Here is a 17,318-nt window from a genome sequence, read left to right as displayed (position 1 = left end):
GGAAAGCTTTCAATGGAGGCCGGCGCGGGAGCCCACGCCGGGGAATAACCGGTTATTTCCCGGCGGCCAATGCGTCCAGCGCATCGCGGATACCGGTCACCGCCAGTGCGCGGTTATCGGCACGGTAACGATCCTTCGCCGCCGGTGCGGAGCTTTGAATGGCGATCAGCCGCCAACCATCGGCCGTTTTCAGCAATAACGGCGAGCCGCTATCGCCGGGCAGGGTATCGCATTGGTGCGACAGCACACCCTGTTGCGCCCAGCCCGTCACTTTACAGTTCTGATGGCTGTAGAGATCGTCGAGGTGGTCTTCCGGGTAACCGGCTTGGGTAATCAGCCGTTTGGCCTGTTTCATCGCCTGGGTCAGTGCCTTGCTGTCGCCTTGCCACAGCGGCAGTGGCTTAATGGGTAATGCTTTTTTGTCCTTCAGACGGATCAGGGCAAAGTCATAAGCCGCGGCGGCAGGCGGCACGATCCAGCCATCGCCGTCAGCCTTGAGCTTTTTACCCAGCTTGCGGTCAACCAGCGTTTCGATATTGTCGGTCTGGTACAGCCAGCTCTTGTTGCCGGCCACAAAGCGTAACGCGATAGCCTTGTCCAATTGGCCCGGTGGTGCCAGAACACAGTGGCCGGCGGTGAGTGCCAAATGCGGAGAGATCAGCGTGGCGGTGCACAGATTGCCGCTGGCGGTTTCCACTTGCCCAATCGCCTGCCACGGCCAGCCGTGGGTTTCCGTGACCTTAATGCGTTCGTCTTTGCCAAAAAATAAGCGGGTTTGCTCAGCGGCCGAGGTGTCGGAAGGGCTGTCGGCCCTTGCTGAGAGGGAGAGTGCGAGCGGGAATGAGCACAGCAACAGCAAAACGGTTATGCGCATAGGTTTCTTGCCTGGAAATTACGGGTCATCCATAAACACACTGAATGGTAACTATAGACTGATTTAGTCGCCGTGTAGATGGGCAGTGATTGATTTTTCGATAATTTCTCATCCCAAAGGGCTAAGCGGCTACAGATAAAAAAAGGCGGCGATCAGCCCGCAAAGGATCAGGCTGGCCAGAATGATTTCAAATAGGTAGCGACGCAGCATGTTGAGAACCCCCGATGAAAAAACACCCGGCGAACCGGGTGTTGGACAACTCAAGCCTGGACTGGTGAGGGGAGCCTCACTGTGCTGTTACGCCGCTGGCGTGCTGGTGGCTTTCTTATGGCTGGCTTTTTTGTGGTGTTTCTTGGCGGCCTGGGCTTTCTGAGCCGGGGCTTTTTTGGCGGTCGCTTTGTGGTGCTTTTTAGCCGCCTGCGCTTTTTGAACTGGCGCTTTCTTCGCGTGATGTTTTTTCACGTGAGTGGTTTTAGCCGGAGCTGCGGTGGTGGTGGTCGCCGTCGCGGCAGGAGCAGCAGGGGTAGTGGCAGCGTCAGCAGCGAAGGCAACAGAAGACAGACCCATTGCAGCGGCAACAACCAGAGCTAATACTTTTTTCATTGTAGATTCCTCAAATGACTCATCATGTATCAAGCCCACTGCGGGGCCGGTGTAAAGATAGTAGGCAAACGCCGTGATGCTTTCCGTGAGTGATTGGTTTCGGCGTGTAACCTAATGTACGAACCGGCAGCGGGGGCCAAATCAAAGCGCCGGCAAGCGAGAAGGATGTTCGCGATTGATGTTCAGGGAGGCTGTATTTTCGCACTTTAGTTACAACATACATATGGAGCGCGGTCGACCCGCACTCTGCGACCAGGGTGTCGTGGGAGGGGCAGTGCGTTATGGAATAGCGCTGGCGAAGCAGGGGGAAAAAGGCCCAGGCACGTGCAAGACATGCCTGGGAAATGCATTACAGGTAGCGGCTTTCCAGATGCTTGCGGAAATAAGCCGGGTTGAGCGTTTCGCCGGTCGCATTGGCGATCAACGTATCGGTAGGGAAGCGGCTACCGTGACGCCAGATATTCTGCTTCAGCCAATGGAACACTGGGCTCAGGTTGCCCTCGGCAATGTCACTGCTCAATGATGGCATCGCTTCGCGTGCGCTGTGAAACAGTTGCGCGGCATACATCGCACCCAGGGTGTAAGTCGGGAAGTAGCCGAAGGCACCGTCAGTCCAGTGAATGTCCTGCATACACCCATTCCGGTAATTGCCTACGGTATCCAGGCCGAGGTAGCCCTTTATTTTTTCGTTCCACAGTGCCGGGATGTCCTCCACTTCGATCTCGCCTTCGACCAGGGCTTTCTCGATCTCATAACGCAGGATCACGTGCGCCGGGTAGCTCACCTCGTCGGCATCTACGCGGATCAGACCTGGTTTCACACGCTGATTCAGGCGGATGAAGTTGGCTTCCTCCAGCGCCGGTTGCTCGCCGAATTGTTGGGTTACCAGCGGACGCAGAATTTTCAGGAAGTCGCTGCCGCGCGCCAGTTGCATCTCAAACAGCAGGCTTTGAGATTCATGGATGGCGGTGGATCGCGCCTGCGCCACAGGCTGGCCCAGCCAGTCACGCGGCAGGTTCTGTTCATAACGGGCGTGACCGGTCTCATGCACGATACCGAGCAGCGCGGTCAGGAATTCCTTGTCGTTATAGCGGGTGGTAATACGCACATCTTCAGGTACGCCACCGCAGAATGGGTGCGCGCTGACGTCCACACGGCCGCCGTCGAAATTAAAGCCGAGCAGTTTCATTACGCTCAAGCTTAACTGACGCTGGGTATCCACATTGAACGGGCCCTGCGGGATCAGACAAGGTTCCTGAGCCTGTTTGGCCACTACTTTCTGCAACAGGTCAGGCAGCCAGGTTTTCAGGTCACCAAAGATGCGGTCGATGTCGCTGCTGCGCATGCCCGGTTCGTACAGATTCAGCAGGGCGTCATAGCGATTGGTGCCTGCCGCTTCGGCACGGATCTGCGCTTCCTGACGGCTCAGTTTGACTACTTCACGCAGGTTCTCCGCGAAGCCTTCCCAGTCGTTGGCCGGGCGTTGGGCGCGCCAGGCATGTTCGCAACGTGCGCCGGCCAGCGATTTAGCTTCGACCAGTGACTCCGGTACCAGCACCGCATTGTCATATTGACGGCGCATTTCCAGCAGATTGGCTTGATCAATGTCATCCAGCTTTTCCTGCTGCGCGCGTTCAAACAGACGGCCGGTTTTTTCCGCCGTCAAAATTTGGTGTTGCAGTACGCTCAGTTCAGCCAGCGCTTCCGAACGCGCTTTGCTGCCGCCCGGTGGCATCATGGTTTGCATGTCCCAGCCGGCAATGGCGGAAAGGTGACCAAAGCGCGACAGCCGGGTGAAAATGGCGCGCAGTTCGTCGTATGAGGATGGGGAGTGTGCAGATGTCATCGTTTAGCTCCATATTATTGTAATCCGGATCACTCTTTCGCGTGTTCGAGCTGCGCGGAGACAAGGTTACACCGGGTCTGCTTTTAAATTGAAAGTGGGTTTGATCGGCCAACAGAAACGGAAGCTGGCACCGCCGAGCGAACTGGCATCGACATAGACTTGCCCCTGATAGGCCACGGCAATGGAATGCACAATGGCCAGGCCCAGCCCGCAGCCGCCGGTGGCGCGATCGCGGCTGGGGTCGAGGCGCACAAAGGGCTCGAATACCCGTTCGCGTTCTTCCAGTGGAATACCTGGCCCGTCATCTTCTACCTGCAGGCAGGCTTGGTCGCCGTCAAACCACAGGCCGATGCGCAGGCGTTGCTCGGAGTAACGCAGGGCGTTGTTCACCAGGTTATCCAACACCCGCTCCATAAGCCGTAAATCGACGCCGCCAAAATCGCCGACGTGGGGGATATCCAGTTGAATTTCTCTTTCCGGGTGGATCAGGCGCAGGTCATCCGCCTTGTCTTCCAACCATTTTGGCAAATCGAGAGGCTCTATATTGAGTGCCACCTGAGGGCGATCCAACCGTGCGTAGGTCAGCAGTTCGTCGATCAGCGACTCCAATTGACCAATATCGCGATTTAATGCCTGCTGCTCGCTATCGGACAGGTTATCGCTCATCGCCAGCCGGTAACGCAGCCGCACCAGCGGCGTACGCAGCTCGTGGGCGATGCCGTCGATAAGCTGCTTCTTGCTGGCGATCAGCGTATTGACGTTATCCGCCATCTGGTTAAACGCGACGCCAAGCCGGTTCAGGCTGGAGGTGGGATCGAAATGGGTGCGTTCATCCAGATGCCCGGCCCCCAGACGCTGCGCGGCATTTTCCAACTTGAGCAAATCTTGCCAGTGCGGGCGCATCCACAAAAACACCGGCAGCGCCAGCGACATGCCGATAAACACCAGCAGCGCCAAATCCAGCAGCCGCATTTGATGCAGATAGAACAGGTAAGGAATGGGGCCGACTACCAGCACATAGTGGCTGCGGGGAATGCGCTGCATAAAGGTGTATTGATCGTCGAGCGCGATAATTTCCCCAAGGCGCAACCGTTTCTTCAGGTCTTCGCTCAGATCCTGTTTGCCGAGCGGCTCAATGTGCAGCTTAAACGACAGGTTCAAATCCAGCGTGGCGATGGTCTTGTTCCAGTCTTTCAGCGGGATTTCCCGCAGTTCGCTGCGCATCAGGTACAGTGAGCTTTTCATCAGGTCGTCCATCGACTGGCGGCCGGCGCGTTCGGCGGTGACTTTGTACACCAACCCCACCAGCATCGCCATCACCAGGAAGCAAACGAACAGCAGCAGGAAGAACTGCACAAAAAGCTTTCTCATTGCTGCACGAACTCCCAGGCATTCGGGGCGAACAGGTAACCTTTATTGCGCACGGTTTTGACGCGGAAGGGCTCCAGCGCGTTGTCGTACAGTTTGCGACGCAGGCGGGAAATCGCGACGTCGATACTGCGGTCGAGGCCGTCATAACTCACGCCCCGCAGGTTTTGCAGCAGGGCTTCGCGATCCATGATTTGCCCGGCATGGGTAGCCAGTTCCCACAGCAGATCGAAATCCGAGGTGGAAAGGGTGATGACTTCTTCGCCCAACGTGACCTGGCGGTTGACCGGATCGATGCACAACAAACCAAAGTGCAGGGCATTGTGCTGGGTGAGCGGCTGGGTCGATTCTTCCTTTGGCTGATGACCGTGCTGGCGCAGGTGCAGACGCAAACGTGCCAGCAACACCGCCGGGGGCGTGGTTTTCAGGATGTAATCGTTGGCGCCCATTTCCAGCGAAAGGATATGGTTCATGTCGCTGTCGAGCGAGGTGAGCAGCACGATCGGGCCCGGGAAGGTGGGGCGCAGATCACGGCACAGCGTCATGCCGTCTTTGCCGGGCAGCATAATGTCGAGTAGCACCAAGTCCGGCTGTTCCAGCTCAATACGAGCCTGCGCGCTGTCGCCACGCGGCTCAATCAACACTTCAATATCGTGTTTGCCCAGATAGGCGGCAATCAGTTTGCCGACCTCCGGATCGTCTTCTACAAAAACAATTTTATGCATATTCAGCGGTTTTATCAGAATAACGAAATTCAGCATAGCGCGGGGCTGCGCGATACGCCATGCAGATCATGCGTTAGCGCAGTGGTCTTCCGCCGTCCACGCCATGGGTACGGCCGGTGACGTAACGGCTGTCCAGCAAGTAGTTCACCAGATTGACCACTTCACTCTCGCCGGGGGCGACTTTCATCAGTGATTTTGCCAGGGCCTGTTGACGATAATGCTCGTCGTCGCCCGGATTGAAAATGATCAACGCCGGCGCGATAGCGTTGACCTTGACCTCCGGCGCCAACTTGCGGGCAAATGAACGGGTCATATTGTCCAGGGCGGCTTTACTGGCGGCGTAGGCGATATGCTTGTCGCTGCCTTTTTCCACCACATAATCGGTCAGGTGAATAATATCGGCACCGGCCTGGCCCTGGCCCAGCAGGCAGGGTTCCAGCAGTTGATTCAGCAGGTAAGGCGTATAAACGTGAATTTGCAGCATCGCCGCCATAACCTGCTCCGGCGCTACCTCCGGGGATTCGGCTTGCCAGGCGCTGGCGTTGTGGATCACCGCGCGCAGCTTGGGGGCAGTTTGGCGAACCTGATCGGCAAAACGGTAAATGCCGTCATTGGTGGCAAAGTCACCCTGTATGCAGGTTGCCCCCAGTCTTTTCAGCTCGCTCAGCGCCGGATAAGTGCTGCGATACGCAATGATCACGGGGATATCGCGCTGCAAGAATGAGCGGGCCAAGGCCAGCCCAATCCGACGTGCGCCGCCCGTGATCAGTACCGGTGCTGAGTTGTGATGTTCCATTGATTAAAGCTCCTGGACAGACTGGCAAACAATAGGGGAATTATGCCATTATACGGCGGAAATTCGTTAAAGCTTCGCATCGATTATCCATTTCAGGATGTAATACACCGGCAATGAGAGGAAGGGATGAACAGTAGTCACCTTGCACCCGTCGCCCGCAGTGAGAAAATCTGTTTTGATTACATGGATTTTCTGTCCGCATCGTGCAAGAAGCACTGGCGCTTTGTAGATGCAATCTATGGCGTGATGCCATTTTTTGGCATGGTATTGAAATCGCAGGTTTCCGCTTCACAAACGCGGAAAGAGCAGTTGAAGGCGTTGGCGCTGCAGGTGGTTTCCACCCAGGTCAGCGACGAAACCAACATTGTGCGTCTGATTGACCTGGCGCAGCAGCAGGGGCTGGCGGTGTTTGACATCAAACTGCCGTACGCGCTGGATACGCAGCAGTTGGCAGCCATCCGGCAAGAGTGCGTCGAGGGTGTGATTATCTCTCAGGTGGGTGAACGCATGAGCATCAGTCTGGGCCTGACCCAAAGTAACTGACCGGGTGTATCCACCCGGCCGTTTTCACTACTGCAACATAAACCAGCCGGCCGGTACCGTGGCCACCAGCAACAGTAAAATACTGCCTTTCTCCAGCTGATTCAGCAATTTGACATCACCATGTCCGCGGCGTGCATAGATGAACACCAGCAGCCCTGGCGCATACAGCAGCACCGACATCAGCAGATGCATCAACCCTGACGCGTAGAGCAACCAAATGCCGTACAGGCAAGCCCCGGTCGCGGCAAACATCAGTCGTTTGTCCTGACGACGGATCGCCACCTTAAACAGGAAAGCGCCGACCAGGAAATAGGGCACCAGGATCATTTCTGACGCGATAGTCAGCAACGAGTTGTAGTTGCTGCCGGTCAGCCAGATCAACACCAGAGCGAACTGCACCGCGATGTTGGTCAGCCATAGCGAAGCCGAAGGCGCGTGATTCTTGTTCTGCTTGCGGAATATTTTGGGGAAAGCGCCGTGTTGTGCCGCCAGCAACGGCACTTCGGCGGCCATGATCGTCCAGCTCAGGTAGGCACCGCACACTGAAACGATCAGGCCGGCGGCGATAATCACATCGCCCCAAGGGCCAATAAGATCGACCATCAGCACCGCCATTGAAGGGTTGCGCATCTCGGCCAATTCACTGCGCGGCACCACGCCCAGCGAGAGCAATGTGACCAGCAGATAAACCGCCAAAGCGGAGACCACGGCCAGCATGGTGGCACGACCGACATCCTTTTTATGGCGTGCCCGCGCCGAAACCACCACGGCACCTTCCACGCCGATAAACACCCACAGGGTGATCAGCATGGTATTTTTGACCTGTTCCCACACCGGTTTGCCGAGTGCGACGCCGTGGAAATCCAGCGTGAAAACGTCCATTTTGAACGCGACCGCCGCCAATACGGCGAACATTCCCAGCGGCAACAGCTTGGCCAGCGTTGCGACCAAATTGATGCTGGCCGCTGTTTGTACGCCGCGCAATACTAGCGCATGTACGATCCACAGCAGCAGCGACTCCGCCAGCAGAGCCTGCCAGGTATTGCCGTCACCCAAAATGACCTCGCCACCGCGATCGGTGAACAGGCTCAGTGCGGCAAACACGATCACCAGGTAAGAGACATTGGCGATCACCGCACACAGCCAATAGCCCCAGGCGGAGCAAAAGCCCACCAGTTCGCCGAAGCCTTCTTTCGCGTAGGTGAAGATACCGCCGTCCAGATCGGGCCGCAGGCGGGTCAGCAACAGCATGGCAAATGCCAGAAACAGGATGCCGACGCCGGTAACCGCCCAACCCAACAGCAGGGCGGCCGGGCTGGCGACCTGCGCCATGTTTTGCGGCAGGCTGAAAACCCCTGCGCCCAGCATTGAGCTGAGCACCAATGCGGTTAACGCGGTAAGACCTAGTTTCTTTTCCAATGACGGATCCTGAACACAGAATAAACAACTGGGAGGGAACTGCTCGGCAGTAACAACGTAATGGTAATTACTGAACAAATAGACAATAGCCCTAAAAATTCGCGCAAATTCTACGGATGGATCCTTGTGGATGCAATGATTGAATATGCGAATTTTACAAAAAATTATTCAACTGGCGGGAGAGGTGCGAGGCAAAAAAAACGGGCAGCTCAAAGGCTGCCCGCTGGTAAACCGCAAAGTGGAACTTATTTGAACAGATCGGCGCTGACGGTCAGGTTACCGCCGCTCTTGTTCTGCCACTGACGGGTCACGTGGTAGAACTTGGCGCCTTTCTCGGCCGCGCGTTTCGCCACTTCGGTAGAAACGTCGGTCATGCTGTTGAAGTGGCCGGTGAAGGTCACAGAATCAAACGGCACCATCTGCGCGGCGGTCACGTTGTTCACTTCCTGGATCTTGGTGCCGTTAGGCAGCGTGACAGTATAACGTTTACCGGTAGAAGACTGGGTTTCGAAGAAACGGCCTACGTCGCGGCTTGGTGAGCCTGAAGAGGCTACGCCCGGAATTTCAACTTTGGCGGCAGCGGCACCGCCGGCAGCCAAGGCGGCCTTGCCTGCTTCAGAATCGGCCGGGATGGCATCCGGGCTCTGAACGGCACGCTTGGGCGCATCGGCTTTATAGATGTAAGCGGTAATGAACTGGTTGCCGCCCTGGTTGGCATCAACCTGACGCACGATAAAGAAGGAGGCTGCGCCTTTCTTTTTCGCTTCTTTGGTGATGGCGTCGTTGATATCCGGTTGGCTGCGGTAGAAACCGCTGACGCTCACCGTATCGTAAGGCTCCAGCAGGAAGGCTTGTTCTTTCGGCAGCTCGGTAACCCCGTTAATCACGCGGTATTTCGGCTCTTTGCTCACTTCCGGCGCATCTTTATGATAGAGATCTGCGGTGACGCGCCAGTTGCCGCCGTTGTTGCTGTTGTTGCTGTCCTGGATGTAGAAGGAGTCTGCACCCAGCTTGTCTGCACGGCGGGATACGGCATCAACGGCTTCATTGATGGCATTAAAGCGGCCGGTAATCGTGATGCGATCAAACGGCTTCAACGCCGCTGCTTTTTCAGGAGTTAACTCAAGCGCCGCGTGAGCAGACAGCGCAGTGAGTGATAACAAGGCTGACGCGATGATCGTGTTCTTCAGCTTCATAAAAAATCCTTTCGCCTAGCGCATTAACGTTTATAACGTGCTGAACTGTTTAGGTGTAATTCAGCCGCCGATTATTACATGTAATCTCGAGCAGTGTCTCAGCATTTTATGTTATCCCATGAGACAAATTCCCTGAAGAATGATGTTCATCATTTTGCGCAGAATCGCCATAAGTTTCAATAATAAAGCCTTTGATGTCATAAGTGTTAATTATTCACAATTTTATAACTTTTATGCGCCTCGGCCGCGCCGCGCCAGATTTCTCTGTGCTGCCCGTTAGTGCAATCTGGTGGCTAAAACGGCATTCCAGCAGGCTTTTTAACTTTAAATTGCGATTTGTCATGTCGTTACCTGAGTTTTTATGTAAAAACAGACCTGAATGCGTAAGCAATTATGGATCATCGATCATATTTTCAGTAGGTTATAGATGGTGCCTTAATTCGATGCCGACAAGTGTTATCAAAAGCCTGTCAGCCGGTGCCATCGCTATGGGTAAGACGATAATAAACATCATCAAAGACAGGTGAGAAGGGAACATTATGCGTATTGGTGTACCAAGAGAACGGTTGGCCAATGAAGCCCGGGTTGCAGCAACGCCGAAAACGGTGGAACAACTGCTGAAGCTGGGCTTTACCGTCGCGATTGAAAGCGGGGCGGGTAAACTGGCAAGTTTTGACGATGGCGCTTATGAAGCCGCTGGGTCGACAATCGCCGACACTGCCGATGTTTGGCAGTCGGATCTGATTTTAAAAGTTAACGCGCCGCTTGAGGACGAAATTGCGTTAATGCGTGAGGGAAGCACTCTGGTCAGCTTTATCTGGCCGGCGCAAAACCCTGAACTGATTGCGAAGCTGGCCGAACGCAATGTCACCGCGATGGCGATGGACTCAGTGCCGCGTATCTCTCGCGCACAGTCTATGGACGCGTTGAGTTCTATGGCAAACATCGCCGGTTACCGCGCGATTGTTGAAGCCGCACACGAGTTCGGCCGCTTCTTTACCGGCCAGATCACCGCCGCTGGCAAGGTTCCGCCGGCCAAGGTGATGATCATCGGTGCCGGCGTAGCGGGTTTGGCGGCCATCGGCGCCGCCGGCAGTCTGGGGGCGATTGTTCGTGCCTTCGACACCCGCCCTGAAGTTAAAGAGCAGGTGCAGAGCATGGGCGCGGAATTCCTCGAGTTGGATTTCGAGGAAGAAGCGGGCAGTGGCGACGGCTACGCCAAAGTGATGTCCGAAGCCTTTATCAAAGCAGAGATGGCGCTGTTCGCCGCCCAGGCGGCGGAGGTTGACATTATCGTCACCACCGCGCTGATCCCGGGCAAACCGGCACCGAAGCTGATTACCAAAGAAATGGTGGCTTCGATGAAGCCGGGCAGCGTGATCGTCGATCTGGCCGCGCAAAACGGCGGCAACTGTGAGCTGACCGTGGCCGACCGCGTGACCGTGACCGACAACGGCGTGAAAATCATTGGCTATACCGATCTGCCGAGCCGTTTGCCGACCCAGTCCTCGCAGCTTTACGGCACCAACCTGGTTAACCTGTTGAAGCTGCTATCGAAAGAGAAAAATGGCGAGATCGACGTCGACTTCGAAGATACCGTGATCCGCGGCGTGACCGTGGTGCGCAGTGGCGAAGTCACCTGGCCGGCACCGCCAATCCAGGTTTCTGCTCAACCGAAACAGGCTCAGGCGGCGGCACCGGTGGCCAAACCGGCGGCAAAACCGGTTTCACCCTGGCTGAAATATGGCCTGATGGCGTTGGCGATTATCCTGTTTGGCTGGTTGGCCAACGCTGCGCCGAAAGAGTTCCTGTCTCACTTTACCGTGTTTGCGCTGGCCTGCGTGGTGGGTTACTACGTGGTGTGGAACGTCAGCCATGCATTGCATACCCCGTTGATGTCGGTCACCAATGCGATCTCAGGGATTATCGTGGTCGGTGCGTTATTGCAGATTGGCCACGGCGGTTGGGTGAGTTTCCTCTCATTTATCGCCGTGCTGATCGCCAGCATCAACATTTTTGGTGGATTCACCGTCACTCAGCGCATGCTGAAGATGTTCCGCAAGAACTAAGGGGTAGCACATGTCTGGAGGATTAGTTACAGCTGCATACATTGTTGCCGCTATTTTGTTTATCTGCAGCCTGGCGGGTTTATCGCGCCATGAAACGTCCAAGCGGGGCAACCTGTTTGGCGTCGCCGGGATGGCCATCGCGCTGATCGCCACCATCCTCGGGCCGGATTCCGGCAACGTGGGGTGGATCATCATCGCGATGATTATTGGTGGTTCCATCGGTGTCTATCTGGCGAAAAAGGTCGAAATGACCGAAATGCCGGAGCTGGTGGCGGTGCTGCACAGCTTTGTTGGCCTGGCGGCGGTGCTGGTGGGGTTAAACAGCTACCTGGATCACGGTGCGCCGATGGAGCCGGTGATGGAGAATATCCATCTGACCGAAGTGTTCCTCGGCATCTTTATCGGTGCGGTCACCTTCACCGGTTCGATTGTCGCGTTCGGTAAATTGCGTGGCATCATCTCATCCAAACCCTTGGCGCTGCCCAATCGCCACAAAATGAACCTGGCGGCACTGGTCGTCTCCTTCCTGTTGCTGGTGGTGTTTGTTCGCGCCGACAGCGTGGGCTGGCAGGCGGTGGCATTAGTGCTGATGACCGTTATTGCACTGGCGTTCGGTTGGCATCTGGTGGCCTCCATCGGCGGTGCCGACATGCCGGTGGTGGTGTCGATGCTTAACTCTTATTCAGGTTGGGCGGCGGCGGCGGCGGGTTTCATGCTGAGCAACGATCTGCTGATCGTGACCGGGGCGTTGGTGGGGTCTTCGGGTGCCATCCTGTCTTACATTATGTGTAAGGCGATGAACCGTTCGTTTATCAGCGTGATCGCCGGCGGTTTCGGTACCGACGGTTCTTCGACCGGCAATGCGGAAGAAATGGGCGAGTATCGCGAAACAACCGCAGAAGAAGTTGCCGAACAGTTGAAGAACTCCACTTCGGTGATCATCACCCCAGGCTACGGTATGGCGGTAGCGCAGGCGCAGTATCCGGTGGCGGAAATCACCGAAAAACTGCGTGCGCGCGGCATCAAAGTGCGCTTCGGTATTCACCCGGTTGCCGGGCGTCTGCCTGGGCACATGAACGTGCTGCTGGCGGAAGCCAAGGTGCCTTATGACGTGGTGCTGGAGATGGACGAAATCAATGACGATTTCGCGGATACCGACACCGTGCTGGTGATTGGCGCTAACGATACGGTGAACCCGGCGGCGCTGGAAGATCCTCGCAGCCCAATCGCCGGCATGCCGGTACTGGAAGTGTGGAAAGCACAGAACGTGATCGCCTTTAAGCGTTCGATGAATACCGGTTATGCCGGTGTGCAGAATCCGCTGTTCTTCAAGGAGAACACCCAGATGCTGTTTGGCGATGCCAAAGAGAGTGTGGAAGCGATTTTGCGTGCGCTTCAGGCGTAACGCTCAAGCGAACAAAAACGGGCCCGAGGGCCCGTTTTTTTATGCGTCACACATCAATCTTCGTCGTCGTGCTCATCGTCTTCGTCAATCTCGATCGGGCAGTTGAAGTTTTCCGGTTTAATCACCAGCAGGTCACATTTCAGATGATCGATCACATGTTCAGCGGTATTGCCGATAAACGCCGCCGAGATGCCGGTGCGGCCCAGCGTACCCAACACCACCACACCCGCTTGCAGATGCTCGGCCAGGTCGGGGATCACCTCTTCCGGCAAGCCTTTTTCAACGTGGGTAAACTCTTCGTTAATCCCGAATTTTTGTCTTAGCGCCTTCATGGCAATCAGATGTTGCCCGCGGATGGCGTCGTTGTAGACGCTGGGGTCAAAATCAGGCAGTTCGATGGCGATATTGATAGGGGTAACCGGGTAGGCGCCAACCAGATGCACTTCCGTTTGGTTGACGTTGTGCGCCAGTTCGACGGTTTCCTGCACCAGTTTGATGTTCAAAGGATCGTGGTAGGGTTCTTCACTGGAAAGGTTAACCGCAACTACCGCTTTGCTGCCTTCCTGCCAGGGCTGATCTTTGACCATCCATACCGGGCAAGGGCACTTGCGTAACAGATGCCAGTCGGTCGGGGTGAAAATGACGGATTCCAGGCGGTCGTGTTGATGCGCCATTTTCAGCAGCAGATCGTGCTTGCCGGCGATCACTTCCTGAATAATCGCCTCATAAGGGCGGTTATGCCAGACCACTTTGATTTCAATGGGCACGCCTTCGTCGAGATAAAAACGACATTGCTCGGTGATCCAGGCCGCGCGTTGGCTGATAACGCCTTGTCGCATCGCCGTTCTTTCGTCCGGGGAGAGCAGGGTCGTCATCTCGTAAGAGAAGTCATAAATAGGCAGGAAGGCCTTAATGCGCCCGCCATTGCGTTTTATCAGGTACACCGCCCGGCGCAGCGCCGGCTGGTCGTCCTGATTGGGGTCAATAGCCACCAGAAGATTCTGATACTTCGCCATAGGGCCTCCTTACAGCTGAAAATCAACAGTCTGTCAATTTACAGAGTAACCCAACATTGAAAAACAGAACAGCGGCAGAAGTGTGCTGGGTCAATAATTCGGTTGAATAACTAACCCAGCATAGGATCAGGCGTTTACGGTCACGTTAATGCGTGGCGTACCGGCCAGTACAGACAGGGCATCGACGTTTTCGATGGTGATGTATTTGCCTTTGACGCTGAGAATTTCGCTTTTCTGGAAGCGGCCCAGCAGGCGGCTGATGGTTTCTACCGTCAGGCCGAGGTAGTTGCCGATATCGCCGCGGGTCATGGTCAGACGGAACTCACGCGGTGAGAAACCTCGTTCCGCAAAGCGGCGCGACAGGTTATAGACGAACGCCGCCAGACGCTCTTCGGCATTTTTCTTCGACAACAGCAGGATCATGTCCTGGTCGCCTTTGATCTCGCCGCTCATCAGACGCATGATTTGCTGACGCAGGTTAGGCATTTTACCGGACAGGTCATCCAGCGTTTCGAACGGGATCTCGCAGACCATCGAGGTTTCCAGCGCCTGTGCGAAGCTGGGGTGTTTCAGTCCGCCGATAGCGTCAAAACCTACCAGATCGCCCGCCAGGTGGAAGCCGGTGATCTGCTCGTCGCCCTGTTCGGTAATGGTGTAGCTCTTGATGGTCCCGGAGCGGATAGCGTACAGCGATTTCAGTTCATCGCCTGCCTTGAACAGGGTCTGGCCCTTCTGGATAGGCTTTTTCCTTTCAATAATGTTGTCGAGCTGGTCCAGCTCGTGCGCATTAAGAGTAAAAGGAATACACAGCTGGCTGATACTGCAATCCTGACAATGGATCGCACAACCACCAGACTGGATACGACGAATCACGCGTTTTTCCGGGATCATAGATTACGCTCATTCAATAATTGATATGCGTCAATTTTAACATCTTTTCCGGCAGGTGATAAGGGTAGCATTAATAAGAACGGGGGCATTCTGTGCGAATATTAGACAATGATACCGCCGATTATTCTGTAGTTGCCTGAAATGTTTTGATTTCTTTGTCACTTACATCAGCCGGCGTTGGCCGCAGTATTGGCCCCGCACCGGCAAGAAATGAGGGCTGGCGCAGCGTATTTTTTAGTAAGCGATATTTAACCCTGGTATTTGAGCGCCTTTTTGCCGCGCTGTAGACGGGATAACGTCAGTGGTCGGCGTTATCCCGCCAGTTTGTTTGAACTAAAGCAGATCGTTCTGCAAGTAACCTTCGTGTTTCAACAACCACTGTTTGCGCTGAACGCCACCGGCATAGCCGGTCAATGCGCCCTGTGAGCCAATCACCCGGTGGCAGGGCACTACGATGCTGATGGGGTTGGAGCCGTTGGCCATACCCACCGCGCGTGAAGCGGTTGGACGTCCGATACGCTTGGCCAGTTCACCGTAGGTGATGATCTCGCCGCACGGAATTTGGCGCAGTTGCTGCCAGACGCTACGTTGGAACTCGGTACCGGCAGTCATGACCGGCAGGTCGTTGATCACGTCCAGTTCCCCGGAAAAATAGCGTTGCATGGCCTCGGTAAGGCCACCGGGGTTACGTTTGTCTATCAGTTGGAAACGATCGGCCCGGTAATGGGTATTCAGCAGCTTCATCAGGCGTGCTTCATGCTCTGTCCAGTCGATAGCGCGTAAGCGGTTCTGCTCATCGGCAATCAGCACCAGCTCGCCTACCGGCGTCGCCATACGATCAATAAAAAAAGTCTGCATTTTGATCACTCCTCTCGTTTGATGGGCAGATTATTGCACGAAATTCGGCGGGGCGATGGCGGATTCCGGACATGAAGATGGGCAACCCAGGGTTGCCCGGACGGAATACTGAGAGGGGAAGCGATAAAAACCATTTATAAAATAAATTTATAATATATCAATATTGTTTTATCCAGCAGACCAGAATTGACAATAAAAGGTGTATCGGATTACTTATAGCTGATCGTGATGTTTTTAAACCGCTCGTTATTATTGATTGTCTCAGTGGTCACGTTGGAAACTAATTCAGGTGGCATATTGTTCAATGAAGTGGTGATAGGCCGCTGACCCTGTGACGATGTTAGACCAAAGCAGTGTGAAATGATCCCTTCACTTCGATGCTTGATGGAACACGCCGGCGACGTGATCTCGCCGGTAAAGCGTATCATGCCGGATGCCACGTGGTGGCGCGTGTTTTGTGCGGCCTGCAAAGTGGCAGGGAGCAGGGCCAATAACGTCAATGCCATGAGAGAATGGTTCATTATTAATTCCTTTTTAAAATGAAACAGGAAAATAAAAAATTCCAATTGAACAAAGATCATTCAGACATGTTGATGATAGCCAAAATACGAATTAGTCACGTCCTCCTTACTGAATGGTTTATATACTATTCTTAATTACTAGTCTTGGCGAATTTGATAATAGAGAGGGAGGGTTGGCAAAACCATGATTTAGATCATCGTGAAGTCGGCTTAATGAGTCGCGAGGGGGAACGGCGGTTTTACTGTGAACTGTATCACGTTAGAAAATGGGTCCTGGCCGCAGTTGAAACTGAAACTGCGGTCAGGCCTGGTGGTTTATGCTGAGTTACAGCATGCCGCTGCTGCCGCAGATGCGGATTTTCTCCGCCACCACTTCCTTCATCGCCAGTTTGCCGGGCACGATGTATTTGCGCGGGTCATTGGCGTCCGGATGCTGGGAAAAGTAGCTTTTCACCGCGTCGGCAAAGGCGATTTTCAGCTCGGTCGCCACGTTGACCTTGCACACGCCCAGCGAAATGGCACGTTTCACCATGGCTTCAGGGATCCCGGAGGCGCCGTGCAGCACCAACGGGATATCGACTTGTTCGCGGATCAACGCCAGCCGATCGAAGTCCAGCTTGGGTTCGCCGTGGTACAACCCGTGAGCGGAACCAATGGCCACCGCCAGCGAGTCGATACCGGTGGCGATGACAAATTCGCGCGCGGCGGCCGGGTCGGTAAAGAAGCTGTCGGTGGCATCGACAATCAGGTCATCTTCCTGGCCCCCGAGGCGGCCGAGTTCGGCCTCAACGCTGGCGCCATAGCGGTGACACAAGGCTACGGCCTCGGCAACCTTGGCGATATTCTGTTCGAACGGCAGGTGTGAACCGTCGATCATCACCGAGCGAATGCCGCTTTTGACCTTGTATTCGATATCGTCCATCTCTTCGTGGTGATCCAGATGCAGCGCCAACGGCAGATCGTAACGGTGCGCAGCCGCCTGGCAGATGCCGATCAAATAGTCGGTGCCGGCATAACTGAAGGTGCCGGGGGTACCGGCCATGATCACCGGTGAGCGAAGTTCGGCGGCGGTCTCGGCTACCACCTGGACGGTTTCCAGATTATGGACGTTGAACGCCGGCACGGCATAACCCTGGCGCTGCGCTTTTTGCAGCATTTCGCGGTTGGATATCAGGTACATGGAGATTC

General features: G+C 55.2%; 16 protein-coding genes. 3 read left to right on the top strand and 13 right to left on the bottom strand.

Annotated features, from left to right (window positions below; translation table 11 throughout):
* Positions 1 to 52: 52 nt before the first annotated feature.
* The 6 genes from ACGS9J_RS00815 to folM form a co-directional block, all read right to left on the bottom strand.
* Positions 53 to 874 (bottom strand): trypsin-like serine peptidase, encoded by an 822-nt coding sequence (locus tag ACGS9J_RS00815; protein WP_442229220.1) that lies wholly within the window; start codon positions 872 to 874, stop codon positions 53 to 55.
* Positions 875 to 1,171: 297 nt separating this feature from the next.
* A complete protein-coding gene (gene asr, locus ACGS9J_RS00810) occupies positions 1,172 to 1,477 on the bottom strand; it encodes an acid resistance repetitive basic protein Asr (RefSeq protein WP_442229219.1) in 306 nt (101 codons plus the stop codon).
* A 349-nt stretch (positions 1,478 to 1,826) separates the two neighbouring features.
* On the bottom strand, positions 1,827 to 3,323 hold the full coding sequence (locus ACGS9J_RS00805) for a carboxypeptidase M32 (RefSeq protein WP_442229218.1): 1,497 nt from the start codon (positions 3,321 to 3,323) through the stop codon (positions 1,827 to 1,829).
* Between the two features lie 66 nt (positions 3,324 to 3,389).
* Positions 3,390 to 4,694 (bottom strand): two-component system sensor histidine kinase RstB, encoded by a 1,305-nt coding sequence (gene rstB / locus ACGS9J_RS00800; protein ID WP_442229217.1) that lies wholly within the window; start codon positions 4,692 to 4,694, stop codon positions 3,390 to 3,392.
* The gene (gene rstA / locus ACGS9J_RS00795; protein WP_442229216.1) at positions 4,691 to 5,416 is read right to left on the bottom strand and encodes a two-component system response regulator RstA; all 726 of its coding nucleotides are present in this window, start codon (positions 5,414 to 5,416) and stop codon (positions 4,691 to 4,693) included. Before rstA ends, rstB begins: the two co-directional genes overlap by 4 nt.
* Positions 5,417 to 5,489: 73 nt before the next feature.
* A complete protein-coding gene (folM, locus tag ACGS9J_RS00790) occupies positions 5,490 to 6,212 on the bottom strand; it encodes a dihydromonapterin reductase (RefSeq protein WP_442229215.1) in 723 nt (240 codons plus the stop codon).
* A gap of 126 nt (positions 6,213 to 6,338) precedes the next feature.
* Here folM and ACGS9J_RS00785 point away from each other — a divergent pair, with 126 nt between their 5' ends.
* On the top strand, positions 6,339 to 6,755 hold the full coding sequence (locus tag ACGS9J_RS00785) for a hypothetical protein (protein ID WP_442229214.1): 417 nt from the start codon (positions 6,339 to 6,341) through the stop codon (positions 6,753 to 6,755).
* Positions 6,756 to 6,782: 27 nt separating this feature from the next.
* On the opposite strand, the gene ACGS9J_RS00780 is transcribed toward ACGS9J_RS00785, so the two are convergent.
* Entirely contained in the window at positions 6,783 to 8,174 is a 1,392-nt protein-coding gene (locus ACGS9J_RS00780; protein ID WP_442229213.1) for an amino acid permease, read from the bottom strand.
* Between the two features lie 245 nt (positions 8,175 to 8,419).
* Entirely contained in the window at positions 8,420 to 9,370 is a 951-nt protein-coding gene (gene ydgH, locus ACGS9J_RS00775; RefSeq protein ID WP_442229212.1) for a DUF1471 family protein YdgH, read from the bottom strand.
* Positions 9,371 to 9,909: 539 nt separating this feature from the next.
* Here ydgH and pntA point away from each other — a divergent pair.
* Both pntA and pntB read left to right on the top strand, forming a co-directional pair.
* Positions 9,910 to 11,439: a Re/Si-specific NAD(P)(+) transhydrogenase subunit alpha gene (gene pntA / locus ACGS9J_RS00770; protein ID WP_442229211.1), complete on the top strand. Its 1,530-nt coding sequence runs from the start codon at positions 9,910 to 9,912 to the stop codon at positions 11,437 to 11,439.
* A 10-nt stretch (positions 11,440 to 11,449) separates the two neighbouring features.
* The gene (gene pntB, locus ACGS9J_RS00765; protein WP_261087576.1) at positions 11,450 to 12,844 is read left to right on the top strand and encodes a Re/Si-specific NAD(P)(+) transhydrogenase subunit beta; all 1,395 of its coding nucleotides are present in this window, start codon (positions 11,450 to 11,452) and stop codon (positions 12,842 to 12,844) included.
* Between the two features lie 53 nt (positions 12,845 to 12,897).
* On the opposite strand, the gene uspE is transcribed toward pntB, so the two are convergent.
* The 5 genes from uspE to ACGS9J_RS00740 all read right to left on the bottom strand — a co-directional run bounded on the left by uspE (position 12,898) and on the right by ACGS9J_RS00740 (position 17,310).
* Positions 12,898 to 13,860 (bottom strand): universal stress protein UspE, encoded by a 963-nt coding sequence (gene uspE, locus ACGS9J_RS00760; RefSeq protein WP_442229210.1) that lies wholly within the window; start codon positions 13,858 to 13,860, stop codon positions 12,898 to 12,900.
* A 126-nt stretch (positions 13,861 to 13,986) separates the two neighbouring features.
* On the bottom strand, positions 13,987 to 14,751 hold the full coding sequence (locus tag ACGS9J_RS00755) for an FNR family transcription factor (protein ID WP_012145310.1): 765 nt from the start codon (positions 14,749 to 14,751) through the stop codon (positions 13,987 to 13,989).
* Positions 14,752 to 15,084: 333 nt separating this feature from the next.
* The gene (ogt, locus tag ACGS9J_RS00750) at positions 15,085 to 15,609 is read right to left on the bottom strand and encodes a methylated-DNA--[protein]-cysteine S-methyltransferase (protein ID WP_442229209.1); all 525 of its coding nucleotides are present in this window, start codon (positions 15,607 to 15,609) and stop codon (positions 15,085 to 15,087) included.
* Positions 15,610 to 15,818: 209 nt separating this feature from the next.
* The gene (locus ACGS9J_RS00745) at positions 15,819 to 16,130 is read right to left on the bottom strand and encodes a hypothetical protein (protein WP_442229208.1); all 312 of its coding nucleotides are present in this window, start codon (positions 16,128 to 16,130) and stop codon (positions 15,819 to 15,821) included.
* A gap of 325 nt (positions 16,131 to 16,455) precedes the next feature.
* Positions 16,456 to 17,310: a tagatose bisphosphate family class II aldolase gene (locus tag ACGS9J_RS00740; protein ID WP_442229207.1), complete on the bottom strand. Its 855-nt coding sequence runs from the start codon at positions 17,308 to 17,310 to the stop codon at positions 16,456 to 16,458.
* Positions 17,311 to 17,318 lie beyond the last annotated feature (8 nt).

The sequence above is a fragment of the Serratia quinivorans genome (assembly GCF_052113645.1).
Classification (GTDB): domain Bacteria; phylum Pseudomonadota; class Gammaproteobacteria; order Enterobacterales; family Enterobacteriaceae; genus Serratia; species Serratia quinivorans_B.
Note: the sequence above shows the minus strand (reverse complement) of the source record. Positions and strands in the feature narration are given on the sequence as shown.

Excerpts from the sequence above, each read along its gene's own strand:
- ACGS9J_RS00815 (WP_442229220.1), bottom strand. The coding sequence starts at position 874 with ATGCGCATAACCGTTTTGCTGTTGCTGTGCTCATTCCCGCTCGCACTC.
- asr (WP_442229219.1), bottom strand. The coding sequence starts at position 1,477 with ATGAAAAAAGTATTAGCTCTGGTTGTTGCCGCTGCAATGGGTCTGTCT.
- ACGS9J_RS00805 (WP_442229218.1), bottom strand. The coding sequence starts at position 3,323 with ATGACATCTGCACACTCCCCATCCTCATACGACGAACTGCGCGCCATT.
- rstB (WP_442229217.1), bottom strand. The coding sequence starts at position 4,694 with ATGAGAAAGCTTTTTGTGCAGTTCTTCCTGCTGCTGTTCGTTTGCTTC.
- rstA (WP_442229216.1), bottom strand. The coding sequence starts at position 5,416 with ATGCATAAAATTGTTTTTGTAGAAGACGATCCGGAGGTCGGCAAACTG.
- folM (WP_442229215.1), bottom strand. The coding sequence starts at position 6,212 with ATGGAACATCACAACTCAGCACCGGTACTGATCACGGGCGGCGCACGT.
- ACGS9J_RS00785 (WP_442229214.1), top strand. The coding sequence starts at position 6,339 with ATGAACAGTAGTCACCTTGCACCCGTCGCCCGCAGTGAGAAAATCTGT.
- ydgH (WP_442229212.1), bottom strand. The coding sequence starts at position 9,370 with ATGAAGCTGAAGAACACGATCATCGCGTCAGCCTTGTTATCACTCACT.
- pntA (WP_442229211.1), top strand. The coding sequence starts at position 9,910 with ATGCGTATTGGTGTACCAAGAGAACGGTTGGCCAATGAAGCCCGGGTT.
- pntB (WP_261087576.1), top strand. The coding sequence starts at position 11,450 with ATGTCTGGAGGATTAGTTACAGCTGCATACATTGTTGCCGCTATTTTG.
- uspE (WP_442229210.1), bottom strand. The coding sequence starts at position 13,860 with ATGGCGAAGTATCAGAATCTTCTGGTGGCTATTGACCCCAATCAGGAC.
- ACGS9J_RS00755 (WP_012145310.1), bottom strand. The coding sequence starts at position 14,751 with ATGATCCCGGAAAAACGCGTGATTCGTCGTATCCAGTCTGGTGGTTGT.
- ogt (WP_442229209.1), bottom strand. The coding sequence starts at position 15,609 with ATGCAGACTTTTTTTATTGATCGTATGGCGACGCCGGTAGGCGAGCTG.
- ACGS9J_RS00745 (WP_442229208.1), bottom strand. The coding sequence starts at position 16,130 with ATGAACCATTCTCTCATGGCATTGACGTTATTGGCCCTGCTCCCTGCC.
- ACGS9J_RS00740 (WP_442229207.1), bottom strand. The coding sequence starts at position 17,310 with ATGTACCTGATATCCAACCGCGAAATGCTGCAAAAAGCGCAGCGCCAG.